Genomic DNA, 13,207 nt, shown 5'->3' with positions numbered 1-13,207 from the left:
AAACTCCTATTCGTTGATGCGCCGGGCCAGGCTGTTGGCGCTGTCGATCAGCACCCGGCGATAGTCGTGGTAGTGCTTGCTGGCATCGGCTCGCGGGGCAACGATGCACAGGGTCGCAATGCTGATGCCCTGGGCGTCCCGCACCGGGGCGGCGAAGCAATGGGTGAAGGTGTCGGCCACACTGTCGAAGGAAAAGAACCCATCGACGGTGGCCTGGCGGATCTGCGCCAGGAAGGTATCGAGCGGCAGGCGCAGGCCGTCCGGCAGGATGAAATCGTCGGGGTCGATCAGCTCGATGATCTGCTGGTCGCTCAAATGCCCCAGCAACAAACGCCCGGAAGCGGTCCACGGGATCGGCGCGTTTTCACCGATATCCGAAGAAATACGAAAATGCCGCTGGCCTTCGCGCATCAGCGCCACCGTGTACTTGCGCCCGTTGAGCAGGCACATCTGCGCGGTTTCGTGGGTCTGGCTGACGATTTCCTGCAGGGCGTGATCGGCCTCGCGGGTCAGGTCGAAGTGCCGCAGGTGCGCCTGGCCGAGGAAATACAACTGGCGCCCCAGATACACGTGACCGTCCTTGCCCACGGTTTCCAGAATGCGCCGCTCCAGCAGCGACGCGACCAATTCGTAGACCGTGGACTTGGGGCTGCCGATGCCGCTGGCAATGTCATTCGGGCGCAGGGGTTGGCCGATCTCCTTGAGAAAATCAAGGATATCGAACGCACGGTCCAGGCCTTTGGCGCGGCGTTTGATGGTGTCTTCGGTCATGGCAGTGATGGGTCCGGTCAAAGGTGTTTGCTGCACGGTGATCCCCTGTGGGAGCGGGCTTGCCCGCGATGACGGTGGGTCAGTGACAAAGGTGTTATCTGGCACTACGTCATCGCAGGCAAGCCAGCTCCCACATTGATCTTCAGTGATCTCAAGAGTGGGGGCATTCAGCCCTTTTTCTTGTAGGCCACGCAGTCGATCTCAACCTTGCAATCAACCATCATATTGGCCTGCACACAAGCCCGCGCCGGGGCGTGCTCGGGGGTGAAGTATTCGCCGAAGACCTTGTTGAAACTCCAGAAGTCCCGTGGATCTTCCAGCCACACGCCCACGCGCACAACATCCTTGAGCTCATAGCCGGCTTCTTCGAGGATCGCCACCACGTTGCGCATGGTCTGCCGGGTTTGCTCGACGATGCCGCCACTGATGATTTCGCCATCCACCGCCGGCACCTGGCCCGACACATACAGCCAGCCATCGGCCTCCACCGCACGTGCGAACGGGCGTGGCTGGCCGCCACCTGCGGTGCTGCCGGTACCGTAACGAGTAATGCTCATAAAAGTTGCTCCTTGTTAAAAACGAATGTTCTTTAAAAATTCCGCCAGTCGCGGCGACTGCGGCCGCTCGAAGATGTCCTTCGCAGTGCCCTGCTCTTCAATGCGGCCCTGGTTCATGAAGACGATCTGGTCGGAGACTTCATAGGCAAAGCGCATTTCGTGGGTGACCAGCAACATGGTCATGCCCTCCTCCGCCAGCCCCTTGATCACGCTGAGCACTTCGCCTACCAGCTCCGGATCGAGGGCCGATGTGACCTCGTCGAACAGCATCAGGCTGGGGTTCATGGCAATGGCGCGGGCAATCGCCACGCGCTGTTGCTGACCACCAGACAATTGGCCGGGAAAGTGGTTGCGCCGTTCCAGCAGGCCGACGCGGTCCAGCCACTTTTCGGCCAGGGCCACGGCTTCATCCTTGCCCATCTTCTTGACCTTGAGCAAGCCAAGGGTGACGTTTTGCAGCGCGGTCAGATGCGGGAACAGGTTGAATTGCTGGAACGCCATGCCGGTCATGGCGCGGTGCTGGGCAATCACCCGCTCCGGGTGCCGTACGCGCTTGCCGCCGACCTCGCTGTAGCCAATGGACTCGCCGTCCAGGGTGATCTGCCCGCCCTGGAACTCCTCAAGCAAGTTCACGCAACGCAGCAAGGTGGTCTTGCCCGAGCCGCTGGAGCCGATCAACGTCACCACATTGCCGCGCTGCATCGACAGATCGACACCCTTGAGCACTTCCACCTGGCCGTACTGTTTACGCAGGCCACGAATGTCCAGCAGCGCTGGTTTGGTTTGAGCTTGGTTCATGGCAAGGCCACCCGCTTTTCAATGTAGCGCCCGAATAATTCGATGGCGTAGTTGATGACAAAGAACATGAAACCGGCGAACAGGTAGAACTCCAGGGTCATGAAGGTGCGGGCGATCACCTGCTGGGTGCTGAGCAGCAATTCGGCCACGCCGATCACCGACAGCAAAGTGGACGCCTTGACGATTTCGGTAGAGGAATTGACCCAGGTCGGCAGGATCTGACGCAGGGCCTGGGGCAACAACACATAGCCCAACGACTGGTAAAACGTCAGGCCAATGGCCTTGCCCGCTTCCAGTTGCCCACGGGGAATGGCTTGCAGTGCACCGCGCACGATTTCCGACACGTGGGAGCCACAGAACAGGGTCAACCCGACCGCACCGGCCTGGAATGCACTGATTTTCCAGCCCAGGGCCGGGAGCATGTAGAAACACGCCAACACCAGCACGAACACCGGGGTGCCTCGGATCAGATCGACGTACAGACGAAACGGTGCACGCATCCAGAACTTGCCGTAGGTCAGGATCAACCCGGCGACGATACCGATCAGGGTGCCGAAGATAATCGCCAGTGCCGAGACCGACACACTGGCCTGGAAGCCGGCCCACAGGGTCTCGCGGGCGATCCACAATTCATGCAGCCAACTGGGGGATTCGTACATGCAAACCCTTCCTTAACGACGGATCGCCAGACGCTGCTCCAGGTAACGGAGCAGCATGGCAATCAGGTAACAGGCAGCCACATAGAGCGCGGTCGTAACCAGCCAGGTTTCAATCACCCGGTAGCTTTCAACGTTGATCTTGCGGGCGTAATAGGTCAGCTCCGGCACCGCGATCGCGGCGGCCAGGGATGTGTCCTTGAACAGCGAGATAAAGTTGTTCGACAGTGCCGGCAGCACGTTGCGCAGCATCACCGGCACGGTGATATAGGCACGAATCCGCCATTCGCCAAGGCCGATCGCCAACCCCGCTTCGCGCAAGCCCTTGGGAATATTCAACAACCCGGCGCGGAATACTTCGGTCAGGTAGGCACCGGCGTACAGCGACAGGGTGACGATGAACGAAGGGATTTTGTCCAGGCGAATCCCCAAGGACGGCAAGGCGAAATAGATCAACAGGATCAACACCAGGATCGGCGTATTGCGCACCACCGTCACGTACACCGAAGCGAGGATGCGCAACGCGCGGTGCCGGGACAGCATGGCGAAGGCCATCAGCAGGCCGATCACGCAGCCGATGGCAATCGACAGCAGAGCCAACTGCAGGCCCAGGCCGAGCCCCGCCAGCAAGGTGTCGAAGTCACGCCAGACGGCGGCAAAATTCAACTGATAGTTCATGGTCGGCAATACCTGAGTGAGGCGTGCTCAAGCACGCCCCGGCTGTTCCGGATCATTTGAATTCCACGGGAAAACCGATGGCCGGTTCTGGCAGGTCAACGCCGAACCACTGCTTGAAAGAAGCTTTGTAGGTGGGAAATTCCACACCGGTCATGGCTTCATGCAGCGCGGTGTTGACGAAATTCAGCCAATCCTGGTCGCCACGCTTGACCGCACACGCGTAGGTTTGCGGGCTCCAGGCGTAAGTGGGGCTGCGGTAGCGACCGGGGTTCTGCACCATCAGGTATTTGACCGAGGACTGATCGGTGGCAGCCGCGTCGGCGCGACCGGAGTTCACGGCCTGGTACATCAGGTCGACACTGTCGTACTGGTCGACCTTGGCTTTGGGCAGTGCCTGGTGCACCAGCTCTTCGGCGTACACGTTTTGCAGCACGGCCACGGTCACGTCATCGCCTGCGGCTTGAAGGTCTTCGATTTCCTTGTACTTGCTGTTGTTGGGCAACAGCAGGCCGACGCCTTCACGGTAGTACGGCAAAGTAAAAGCCACCTGCTGCGCACGGCTGGCGGTGACGGTGATGAACTGGCAGCTCATGTCGACCTTGTCCGTCAGCAGGTTGGGAATGCGCGCATCGGATGACTGCACCACAAACTCGACCTTGCTCGGGTCATTGAACAAACCCTTGGCCACCATGCGGCCGATGTCGATATCAAACCCCTGCAATTTGCCATCCGCTCCCTGGAAGTGCCACGGCGCATTGGTACTGCCTGTACCCACGATCAGATGCCCGCGCTTGAGCACATCATCCAGCTTGCTGTCCGCCGCCTGCACCATGCTTGTGAAGGAAGCCGATGCGGCAACAAGAAAAACACACGCTTTGAATACGGAAGGTCGATGATGCATGACAAGCACTCCAGGGATTGTGTATTCCGCTATACCGGAACTTGGTATGTAACAACGGAATAGACAGCAGAAAGTGTGCCACAGCTACGGAAGGAAAAATATGCTGCCGGAAAACTCTTTGGGGTTCAGCAAGTTAGCTATTGAAGCGGTTAACGGCGTTGCGCCGAAGGCGTAGGGTTTTGCTACGCAACGCCCCACAACGGTGTTACTGCGCACCTATCTGGGTGCCTGGATGACGCTCCAGATGCAAGGCACGTGAAAACGGACCTGTGAAGGTTGACAGTAGACCTGGACGATTTTCCGACTTAGCGTAAGCCGAGGAGTGACAGGGAGATGCCCGATGGACTACGTCAATGCAGTGATCGCAGATAAGGCGCAATTTGACCGCGAACTCGATACGAAGCAGCCCGTATTCGTTGTATTCATTTCCCATGGTTGCGCGGCATGCACTGATGCAATGCCACGCTTCATGGGGATAAGCCAGAGGTACGAAGGCCAGGTCAAGATCATGATCCTTGATTGCGCCGAAACACCGCGCCATCCAAGCGTGGACCGAATTCCAATGCTGCTGATCTACCAGGACCAACAGCTTCAGGAAACCGTTCCCGGACTCGGCGAGCAAGCGCTTGAAGACGCGTTCAAGCGGTTCGCTCGCCTTCAGATCAAGGGGCCGTAAGCGGCGACAAACAAACCTGCGTCACCCTCCGTTCTTCCACCGCGGCCACAGTCAGGCGCCACCCCTCATATTCAAGACTATCGCCCACAACCGGCAAGCGATCCAACAGGCTCATCACCAGGCCGGCCAGGGTCTGGTAATCCTCCGTCGCCACGGCCTTGAAGCCGGTGCGTCGGCTCACCTGATTAAGATTCAAGGCACCATTGGCACGAAAGCCCGCGCCCTCCTCGACAATGTCCGGGCCTTCGATTTCACTGGCATCGGGCAATTCACCGGCGATGGACTCCAGAATGTCGGTCATGCTCAACACCCCCATGAAATCCCCGAATTCGTTGATCACGAAGGCGATGTGGGTGGACTCCTGGCGCATCTGCTCCAGGGCATTGAGGATCGAAAAGCTCTCCAGCAGGTTGATCGCCCGGCGCGCCAGGTGCTCCAGGTTCGGCTCGTTACCGGCCAGGTACTCCTTGAGCAGTTCCTTCTTGTGCACAAAGCCCAAGGGTTCATCCACCGCACCGTTGCGGATCAGCGGCAAACGCGAGTAGGACGAATGCATCAGCTTCAGGCGGATCGTGTCGGGATCGTCCGCCAGGTCGATGCAGTCAACCTTGGCCCGTGGTGTCATCAGGGTACGAATCGGCCGTTCGGCCAGTTGCAGCACCCCGCTGATCATCACCCGCTCACGTCGATCAAACAGCGGGCCCTGTGCAGTATCCGGCTCGCCCAGCAAGTCAGCGACCTCTTCACCCACCTCTTCCACCGCCAGGCTGCGGCCACCCAATAAACGCATCACTGCATGGGCCGTACGCTCACGCACCGGCAGCACACCTCGTGCCGATTTCTTGCGACGCGAGCGGGCGATCTGGTTGAACACCTCGATCAGAATCGAGAAACCAATGGCCGCGTACAGGTAGCCCTTGGGAATATGGAAGCCCAAGCCTTCGGCGGTCAGGGCGAAACCGATCATCATCAAGAAGCCCAGGCACAGCATGATCACCGTAGGGTGGGCGTTGACGAAGCGGGTCAGCGGCTTGCTCGCCACGATCATCAAACCGATGGACACGATCACCGCGATCATCATCACCGCAAGCTCATCGACCATGCCCACTGCGGTAATCACCGCGTCGAGGGAGAACACTGCGTCGAGCACCACGATCTGCGCCACGATCGGCCAGAACATCGCATAAGCCACATTGCCTTTGTGCTGGGCCACGTGGCCTTCCAGGCGTTCGTGCAGCTCCATGGTGGCCTTGAACAACAGGAACACACCACCGAACAGCATGATCAGGTCACGGCCGGAAAAGCTCTTGTCGAACACCTCGAACAACGGCTGGGTGAGGGTCACCAACCAGGAAATACTCGCCAACAGGCCCAGACGCATCAGCAACGCCAGGGACAAACCGATCAAGCGCGCACGGTCGCGCTGCTCCGGCGGCAACTTGTCTGCCAGGATCGCGATAAACACCAGGTTGTCGATACCCAGCACCAGTTCCAGCACAATCAAGGTCGCCAGGCCGAGCCAGGCCGTTGGATCCGCTAACCATTCCATTTATAGAGTCTCTGTCTTTTAAATTTTTAGAACGCCGGGCACGGCAACGTGCGGTCATACGACCGGGACAAGGTTAGTTGACGGAATACGGGGTGCTTCAGCGGGAACAGCGACAGTGGTTGTCTTGGGGAAAGACGACTGGGAGGCTCCGAGAGGGTGTTCATGCAAGTCCTGAAATGACAAAAGGACTTGAATCCTACATTTGAAATACAAAATTCCCACAGCGCAAAACTATTACAAAACCTGTAAACCCCTATCAGAAGCACAGCAACTCTTGTGGGAGCTGGCTTGCCTGCGATGCAGACACCTTGGTGTTTCAGGCATACCGAGGTGATTGCATCGCAGGCAAGCCAGCTCCCACAGAAAGCCTGCCCACAAGTCAGGTGGGCGATAAATCAAGACTTTCGGGTGGCATCATCCAGCGCCAGAATGGTGTGAGCATTGGTGACCGTCGTCGCCAGCGTATTGATCACCCCCGACCGCAACGCCCCCAGCGTCGCTGCGGCCTTGGTGTTTTCACTGGCAATCGCCACCACATCCGGGATGCGGAACAGCTCCTGCACCGTCAACCCGATCACTCGGCCTTGAATGGCGTTGACCGCCGGCTGACCGTGAATATCGATAAAGTCATAGCCCATCATATCGCCCACCGTACCGGACAACCGCGCCTGGGCGATTTCCTGGGGCGAGAACCAGCCCATGCGCACCATGTTGCTGTTTTCGCTCATATCACCAATGCCGATCAGGGCAATGTCGGCACGCCGGGCGCGGTCGAGGGTGGAGCGTACCGTGTCGTTATTGATCAACACACCGCGCAGTTCCGGGTTGGCCACCAGGGCCGGGGCGTACAGGCTTTCGCTCTCGCCGCCAAAGCGCAGGGCCAGGCGCCGGCAGATATGGTCGGGGTTCATGTACTCGCCGGCCTTGAGCGAACCACCGATAGCACATACGAACGTGCAGTTGCGCGTCACCGGCAGGAACACGTTATCGGCCACCGCGCCGACGTTACGGCCCATGCCCACGGCGACGATCATGCCATCACCCAAGGTTTTGTTCAGGTAGTTGGCGACCAGGCTGGCGACTGCCGAGCGCTGGGTGTCGGGGTCGCTGTGGTCAACGGCGATCAAGGCGCGGTCGAGCTTGAAGCGCTCCACCAACGCGCGCTCCAGTTCGTTGTTCATCGCCGGGTGCTGCAACACGCGCACCTCGACAATGCCTTCATCTCGCGCACGCTTGAGCAGGCGGCTGACTTTGGCCCGCGACAGGTCAAAGCGCTTGGCAATGGCTTCCTGAGTGACGTTCTCAAGGTAATAGAGCATCGCCACTTCGGTCATTTGATCGATATCGCTGGCCATGCGCTGGGTACTGTCACTCATGGGGACGGGCTTCCGTTTCGGCGTCAAAGGCGCATTCTCCCGACTCTTGCCCCGTGCCGTCCACTACTGATGCCCATCGCGCTCGATTGCGTTGATGCGCTCGACCTTGGCCCCGGAACGCGCCACCTCGAACTCCGAGGCCAGGAACGCCGTGACAATGCTCTTGGCCAGTTCAGCGCCGATCACCCGCGCACCGATGGACAGAATCTGCGCATCGTTGCTCTTGCGCGCCCGCTCCGCCGAATAGGTGTCATGGGCCTGAGCCGCGCGGATACCCAACACCTTGTTGGCCGAGATGGCCATGCCGATGCCGGTGCCGCACACCAGCACACCGAGGCGCTGCTGCCCGGCGCTGATAGCGTTGGCCACGGCCAGCGCGATGTCCGGATAGAGCACCGGCGCGATGGAATGGGTACCGAAGTCAGTGACCGGGTAACCCAGCGCCTCGATATGGCGCTTCAACAGCTCTTTAAGCTCAAAACCCGCTTCATCGCATCCGATAGCCACCGGAAAAGGTGTGTTCATGGCGTCTGGCTCCGCTGCCCTGATCTAGATTAAGACTGATCATATGATCACTCAGTGAAATTTCGCTCAGCCATTTCGAGATCATTATGCCCTTCATGTCAAGCGAGATTTAACTGAACTTGCAGTCAAAGCGGGCTAAACAGCCGATATAGTCACCCCAGATGAGAATCAACGCTTTTTAATGAAAGAGATTGACTGATCAGAATTTCATTTGATACACATATGATCACAGCGAAACATGACTGTGCGACCTAATAAGAATTCACAGCACGAGGACACGCCGATGGCCAAGCCATTACTGCTCCAGGCTGAACACGTCGCCAAGGCTTACGCCGGGGTACCTGCCCTGCGTGACGGGCGCCTCTCTCTGCGCGCCGGCAGCGTCCACGCCCTGTGCGGTGGCAATGGCGCCGGCAAGTCGACCTTCCTGAGCATCCTGATGGGCATCACCCAGCGTGACGCCGGCACCATTTTGCTCAACGGTGCACCGGTGCAGTTCAACCGCCCCAGTGAAGCCTTGGCGGCCGGGATCGCGATGATCACCCAAGAGCTGGAACCCATCCCCTACATGACCGTCGCCGAAAACATCTGGCTGGGCCGCGAGCCGCGCCGCGCCGGTTGCATTGTCGACAGCAAGGCCCTGAACCGCCGCACCCGCGAGCTGCTGGAAAGCCTGGAGTTCGACGTCGACGCCACCAGCCCCATGCACCGCTTGAGTGTGGCGCAGATTCAACTGGTGGAAATCGCCAAGGCGTTCAGCCATGACTGCCAGGTGATGATCATGGACGAGCCCACCTCGGCCATCGGCGAGCGCGAGGCAGAAACCCTGTTCAAGGCCATTCGCCGCCTCACTGCACGGGGTGCCGGTATCGTGTATGTGTCCCATCGCTTGAGCGAACTGGCGCAGATCGCCGATGACTACAGCATCTTTCGCGATGGTGCCTTTGTGGAAAGCGGGCGCATGGCCGATATCGACCGCGACCACCTGGTACGCGGCATTGTTGGCCGGGAACTGACGCGCATCGACCACAAGGTCGGCCGTGAATGCGCCGCCGACACCTGCCTGCAAGTCGACAACCTGAGCCGCAACGGCGAGTTCCACGACATCAGCCTGCAATTGCGCCGTGGCGAAATTCTTGGCATCTACGGGCTGATGGGCTCCGGGCGCAGTGAGTTTCTCAACTGCATCTACGGCCTGACCGTAGCCGATTCCGGCAGCGTCACCCTGCAAGGCAAGCCCATGCCCATCGGGCTGCCCAAGGCCACCATCAACGCCGGTATGTCGCTGGTCACCGAAGACCGCAAGGACAGTGGCCTGGTGCTGACCGGCAGCATCCTCTCGAACATCGCGCTGTCGGCCTACAAGCGCTTGTCGAGTTGGTCGCTGATCAATGCGCGTAAGGAAGCCCAACTGGCCGAAGACATGGTCAAGCGCCTGCAGATCAAGACCAGCTCCCTGGACCTGCCGGTGGCGTCCATGAGCGGCGGCAACCAACAAAAAGTCGTGCTCGCCAAATGCCTGTCCACCGAGCCGGTGTGCCTGCTTTGCGACGAACCCACCCGCGGAATCGATGAAGGCGCCAAGCAGGAGATCTACCACCTGCTCGACCAGTTCGTACGGGCCGGCGGCGCCGCCATCGTGGTGTCGTCCGAAGCCCCGGAACTGCTGCATTTGAGTGATCGCATTGCCGTATTCAAGGGCGGCCGGCTGGTGACCATCAGCACCGACACTGCCCTTTCCCAGGAAGCCTTGTTGAGTCTTGCCTCATGAATGCCAAAACCCTTGCCGCCCCTGTCACCACCGCGCCACGCAACCGCTTGCGCCTGTCTCTGGACCGCTTCGGCCTGCCGCTGGTGTTTATCCTGCTGTGCGTGGTGATGGCGTTCTCCAGCGAATACTTCATGACCTGGCGCAACTGGATGGACATCCTGCGCCAGACCTCCATCAACGGCATCCTCGCCGTGGGCATGACTTACGTGATCCTGACCAAGGGCATCGACTTGTCGGTAGGTTCGATCCTGGCCTTTGCCGGATTGTGCAGCGCGATGGTCGCCACCCAGGGCTATGGCCTGTTGGCGGCGGTCAGCGCCGGGATGTTTGCCGGGGCGATGCTTGGCGTGGTCAACGGTTTTATGGTCGCCAACCTGTCGATCCCGCCGTTCGTGGCCACCCTGGGTATGCTCAGCATCGCCCGCGGCATGACCTTTATCCTCAACGACGGCAGCCCGATAACCGACCTGCCCGACGCCTACCTGGCGCTGGGTATCGGCAAGATCGGCCCAGTGGGCGTGCCGATCATTATCTTCGCTGTGGTCGCGCTGATCTTCTGGATGGTGCTGCGCTACACCACCTACGGCCGCTACGTGTACGCGGTGGGCGGCAATGAAAAAAGCGCACGCACCTCCGGCATCGGCGTGCGCAAGGTGATGTTTTCGGTGTACGTGGTTTCGGGCCTGCTCGCAGGATTGGCCGGCGTGGTGTTGTCGGCACGTACCACCTCTGCCCTGCCCCAGGCCGGGGTTTCCTATGAGCTGGACGCGATTGCCGCGGTGGTGATCGGCGGCACCAGCCTGTCGGGCGGTACCGGCAGCATTGTCGGCACCTTGTTCGGGGCGCTGCTGATCGGCGTGATCAACAACGGCCTGAACCTGCTCGGCGTGTCCTCCTATTACCAACAGGTCGCCAAGGGCCTGATCATCGTGTTCGCAGTACTGATCGACGTGTGGCGCAAGAAAAAACGCTGAAGAACGACCGATAACAATAACTGGAGTTCGACTTATGAAACTGGGTACTACCCTGGCCGCCGCGGCGGCCCTCTCCCTGCTCGCCAGCAGTGTCGCCATGGCAGCCGATGGCAAGACCTACAAGATCGGCGCGGCCGTCTACGGCCTCAAGGGCCAGTTCATGCAGAACTGGGTGCGTGAGCTCAAGGAACATCCGGCCGTCAAGGATGGCACCGTGCAGTTGACCGTATTCGACGGCAACTACGACGCCCTGACCCAGAACAACCAGATCGAAAATATGGTGACCCAACGCTACGACGCGATTCTGTTCGTACCCATTGATACCAAGGCCGGTGTCGGTACGGTCAAGGCGGCCATGAGCAACGACGTGGTGGTCATCGCCTCCAATACGAAAGTAGCCGATGCCAACGTGCCGTATGTCGGTAACGACGACGTGGAAGGTGGTCGCCTGCAAGCCCAGGCCATGGTCGACAAGCTCAACGGCAAGGGCAACGTGGTGATCATCCAGGGCCCGATTGGCCAGTCGGCGCAGATCGACCGGGAAAAAGGCGAGCTGGAAGTGTTGGGCAAACACCCTGACATCAAGATCATCGAGAAGAAAACTGCCAACTGGGACCGCGCCCAGGCCATGACCCTCACCGAAGACTGGCTCAACGCCCACCCCAAGGGCATCAACGGCGTGATCGCCCAGAACGACGACATGGCCCTCGGCGCTGTGCAGGCCCTGAAGTCCCACGGACTGACCTCCAAAGAGGTACCCGTGACCTCCATCGACGGTATGCCGGATGCGATCCAGGCGGCAAAAAAAGACGAAGTCACCACATTCCTCCAGGACGCCCAGGCCCAATCCCAAGGCGCACTGGACGTGGCCCTGCGCGCCCTGGCCGGTGAGGACTACAAGCCGCAATCGGTGATCTGGGAGCGCTACGCCAAGGACGTGAAATGGGGTGACGGCACGGCCAGGAACTACATCCTGCCGTGGGTGCCGGTGACCAATGCCAATGCGGATGCGCTGTACAAGCAAGTCAGCGGCGGCAAGTAGTCAGTGGCTTGAAACACAGTCAACTGTGGGAGCTGGCTTGCCTGCGATGCAGGCACCTGGGTGCATCAGGTAGACCGGGTCGATGCAATCGCAGGCAAGCCAGCTCCCACATTGGACCGCGTTCTACCTTTTGATCTGTAACGGGAGTTATTCATGTCTGGTTTCTGGAACCAAGCCTTCGACCTCAGCGGCCGTTGCGCGGTCATCACCGGTGGCGCCGCCGGCATTGGTCTGGCCTGCGCCACCTTACTGGCGGAACGCGGCGCAAGGGTGGCGCTGCTGGACCGCGACCCGGCCGTGGTCGAGGTGGCCGCCAGCCTGGGTGCCGGGCACCTGGGCATTGCCGTCGACCTCGGCCAGACCGGCCAGATACAACCCGCCATCGACCGCGTATTCACACACTTCCAGCGCCTGGATTACCTGATCAACAGCGCAGGCGTGGTGTTGCTGGACAAAGCCATCGAGGTCAGCGAAAGCGCCTGGGACACTACCCTGGACATCAACCTCAAGGCGAGTTTCTTCGTGGCCCAGGCCTGCGCCAGACACATGCTCGCCCAAGGCAGCGGGCGCATCGTCAACCTGGCGTCCCAGGCCGCTGTGATTGGCCTGGACCGTCACGTCGCCTACTGCGCCAGCAAAGCCGCCATCGTCGGCATGACCAAGGTATTGGCCATGGAGTGGGCGCCGCAGGTGAACGTCAATGCCATCTCCCCCACCATCGTCGAAACCGCCCTGGGCAAAAAAGCCTGGGCCGGCGACGTGGGTGAGCGGGCCAAATTGCAGATCCCGGCGGGGCGTTTTGCCCAGCCGGAAGAAATCGCCGGGCTGGCGCTATACCTGCTCAGCGATGCCGCGCAGATGATCACCGGCGCCAACATGGTGATCGATGGCGGCTACAGCATTCAGTAATTCATCTTTATGTCGTGAGGTCCT

14 protein-coding genes are annotated in these 13,207 nt (G+C 60.0%); 5 read left to right on the top strand and 9 right to left on the bottom strand.

All coding sequences use genetic code 11. The annotated features are described in order from the left end of the window. Positions 1-6 precede the first annotated feature (6 nt). The 6 genes from FW800_RS07430 to FW800_RS07405 all read right to left on the bottom strand — a co-directional run bounded on the left by FW800_RS07430 (position 7) and on the right by FW800_RS07405 (position 4,361). Positions 7-771 carry an IclR family transcriptional regulator gene (locus FW800_RS07430; RefSeq protein ID WP_032876076.1) on the bottom strand — a complete coding sequence of 255 codons (765 nt, stop codon included), beginning with the start codon at positions 769-771 and terminating at the stop codon, positions 7-9. A gap of 167 nt (positions 772-938) precedes the next feature. Continuing rightward, positions 939-1,328 carry a RidA family protein gene (locus tag FW800_RS07425; RefSeq protein WP_005788829.1) on the bottom strand — a complete coding sequence of 130 codons (390 nt, stop codon included), beginning with the start codon at positions 1,326-1,328 and terminating at the stop codon, positions 939-941. A 15-nt stretch (positions 1,329-1,343) separates the two neighbouring features. Then, on the bottom strand, positions 1,344-2,126 hold the full coding sequence (locus tag FW800_RS07420) for an amino acid ABC transporter ATP-binding protein (RefSeq protein ID WP_103734357.1): 783 nt from the start codon (positions 2,124-2,126) through the stop codon (positions 1,344-1,346). Further along, on the bottom strand, positions 2,123-2,785 hold the full coding sequence (locus FW800_RS07415; protein WP_032876082.1) for an amino acid ABC transporter permease: 663 nt from the start codon (positions 2,783-2,785) through the stop codon (positions 2,123-2,125). The genes FW800_RS07420 and FW800_RS07415 overlap by 4 nt, the downstream gene beginning before the upstream one ends. A 12-nt stretch (positions 2,786-2,797) precedes the next feature. Then, positions 2,798-3,460, bottom strand: coding sequence for an amino acid ABC transporter permease (locus FW800_RS07410; protein ID WP_005788836.1), 663 nt, complete (start codon positions 3,458-3,460; stop codon positions 2,798-2,800). Positions 3,461-3,512: 52 nt separating this feature from the next. Continuing rightward, the gene (locus FW800_RS07405; protein WP_005788838.1) at positions 3,513-4,361 is read right to left on the bottom strand and encodes a transporter substrate-binding domain-containing protein; all 849 of its coding nucleotides are present in this window, start codon (positions 4,359-4,361) and stop codon (positions 3,513-3,515) included. A 340-nt stretch (positions 4,362-4,701) separates the two neighbouring features. Between FW800_RS07405 and FW800_RS07400 the strand changes: the two genes are divergently transcribed. Further along, positions 4,702-5,037 carry a thioredoxin family protein gene (locus FW800_RS07400; RefSeq protein WP_446437312.1) on the top strand — a complete coding sequence of 112 codons (336 nt, stop codon included), beginning with the start codon at positions 4,702-4,704 and terminating at the stop codon, positions 5,035-5,037. On the opposite strand, the gene FW800_RS07395 is transcribed toward FW800_RS07400, so the two are convergent. From FW800_RS07395 to rpiB, 3 genes are all read right to left on the bottom strand, one after another. After that, positions 5,024-6,586 carry a TerC family protein gene (locus FW800_RS07395; protein ID WP_446437311.1) on the bottom strand — a complete coding sequence of 521 codons (1,563 nt, stop codon included), beginning with the start codon at positions 6,584-6,586 and terminating at the stop codon, positions 5,024-5,026. The genes FW800_RS07400 and FW800_RS07395 overlap by 14 nt on opposite strands. Before the next feature lie 395 nt (positions 6,587-6,981). Continuing rightward, entirely contained in the window at positions 6,982-7,962 is a 981-nt protein-coding gene (locus FW800_RS07390) for a sugar-binding transcriptional regulator (protein ID WP_005788844.1), read from the bottom strand. A 63-nt stretch (positions 7,963-8,025) separates the two neighbouring features. Then, the gene (gene rpiB, locus FW800_RS07385) at positions 8,026-8,487 is read right to left on the bottom strand and encodes a ribose 5-phosphate isomerase B (protein WP_032876090.1); all 462 of its coding nucleotides are present in this window, start codon (positions 8,485-8,487) and stop codon (positions 8,026-8,028) included. A gap of 283 nt (positions 8,488-8,770) precedes the next feature. On the opposite strand from rpiB, the gene FW800_RS07380 reads away from it, so the two are divergent. The 4 genes from FW800_RS07380 (at position 8,771) to FW800_RS07365 (ending at position 13,183) form a co-directional block, all read left to right on the top strand. After that, positions 8,771-10,258: a sugar ABC transporter ATP-binding protein gene (locus FW800_RS07380; protein ID WP_446437310.1), complete on the top strand. Its 1,488-nt coding sequence runs from the start codon at positions 8,771-8,773 to the stop codon at positions 10,256-10,258. Next, a complete protein-coding gene (locus FW800_RS07375; RefSeq protein WP_005788849.1) occupies positions 10,255-11,232 on the top strand; it encodes an ABC transporter permease in 978 nt (325 codons plus the stop codon). The genes FW800_RS07380 and FW800_RS07375 overlap by 4 nt, the downstream gene beginning before the upstream one ends. A 34-nt stretch (positions 11,233-11,266) precedes the next feature. Then, complete coding sequence (locus FW800_RS07370) at positions 11,267-12,274, top strand: substrate-binding domain-containing protein (RefSeq protein ID WP_446437309.1); 1,008 nt, start codon at positions 11,267-11,269, stop codon at positions 12,272-12,274. Positions 12,275-12,427: 153 nt separating this feature from the next. Beyond that, on the top strand, positions 12,428-13,183 hold the full coding sequence (locus FW800_RS07365; protein WP_446437308.1) for an SDR family oxidoreductase: 756 nt from the start codon (positions 12,428-12,430) through the stop codon (positions 13,181-13,183). The last annotated feature ends 24 nt before the right edge of the window (positions 13,184-13,207 follow it).

Source organism: Pseudomonas sp. 910_23 (genome assembly GCF_052850795.1).
This window is presented reverse-complemented; position numbering and strand designations above follow the sequence as displayed.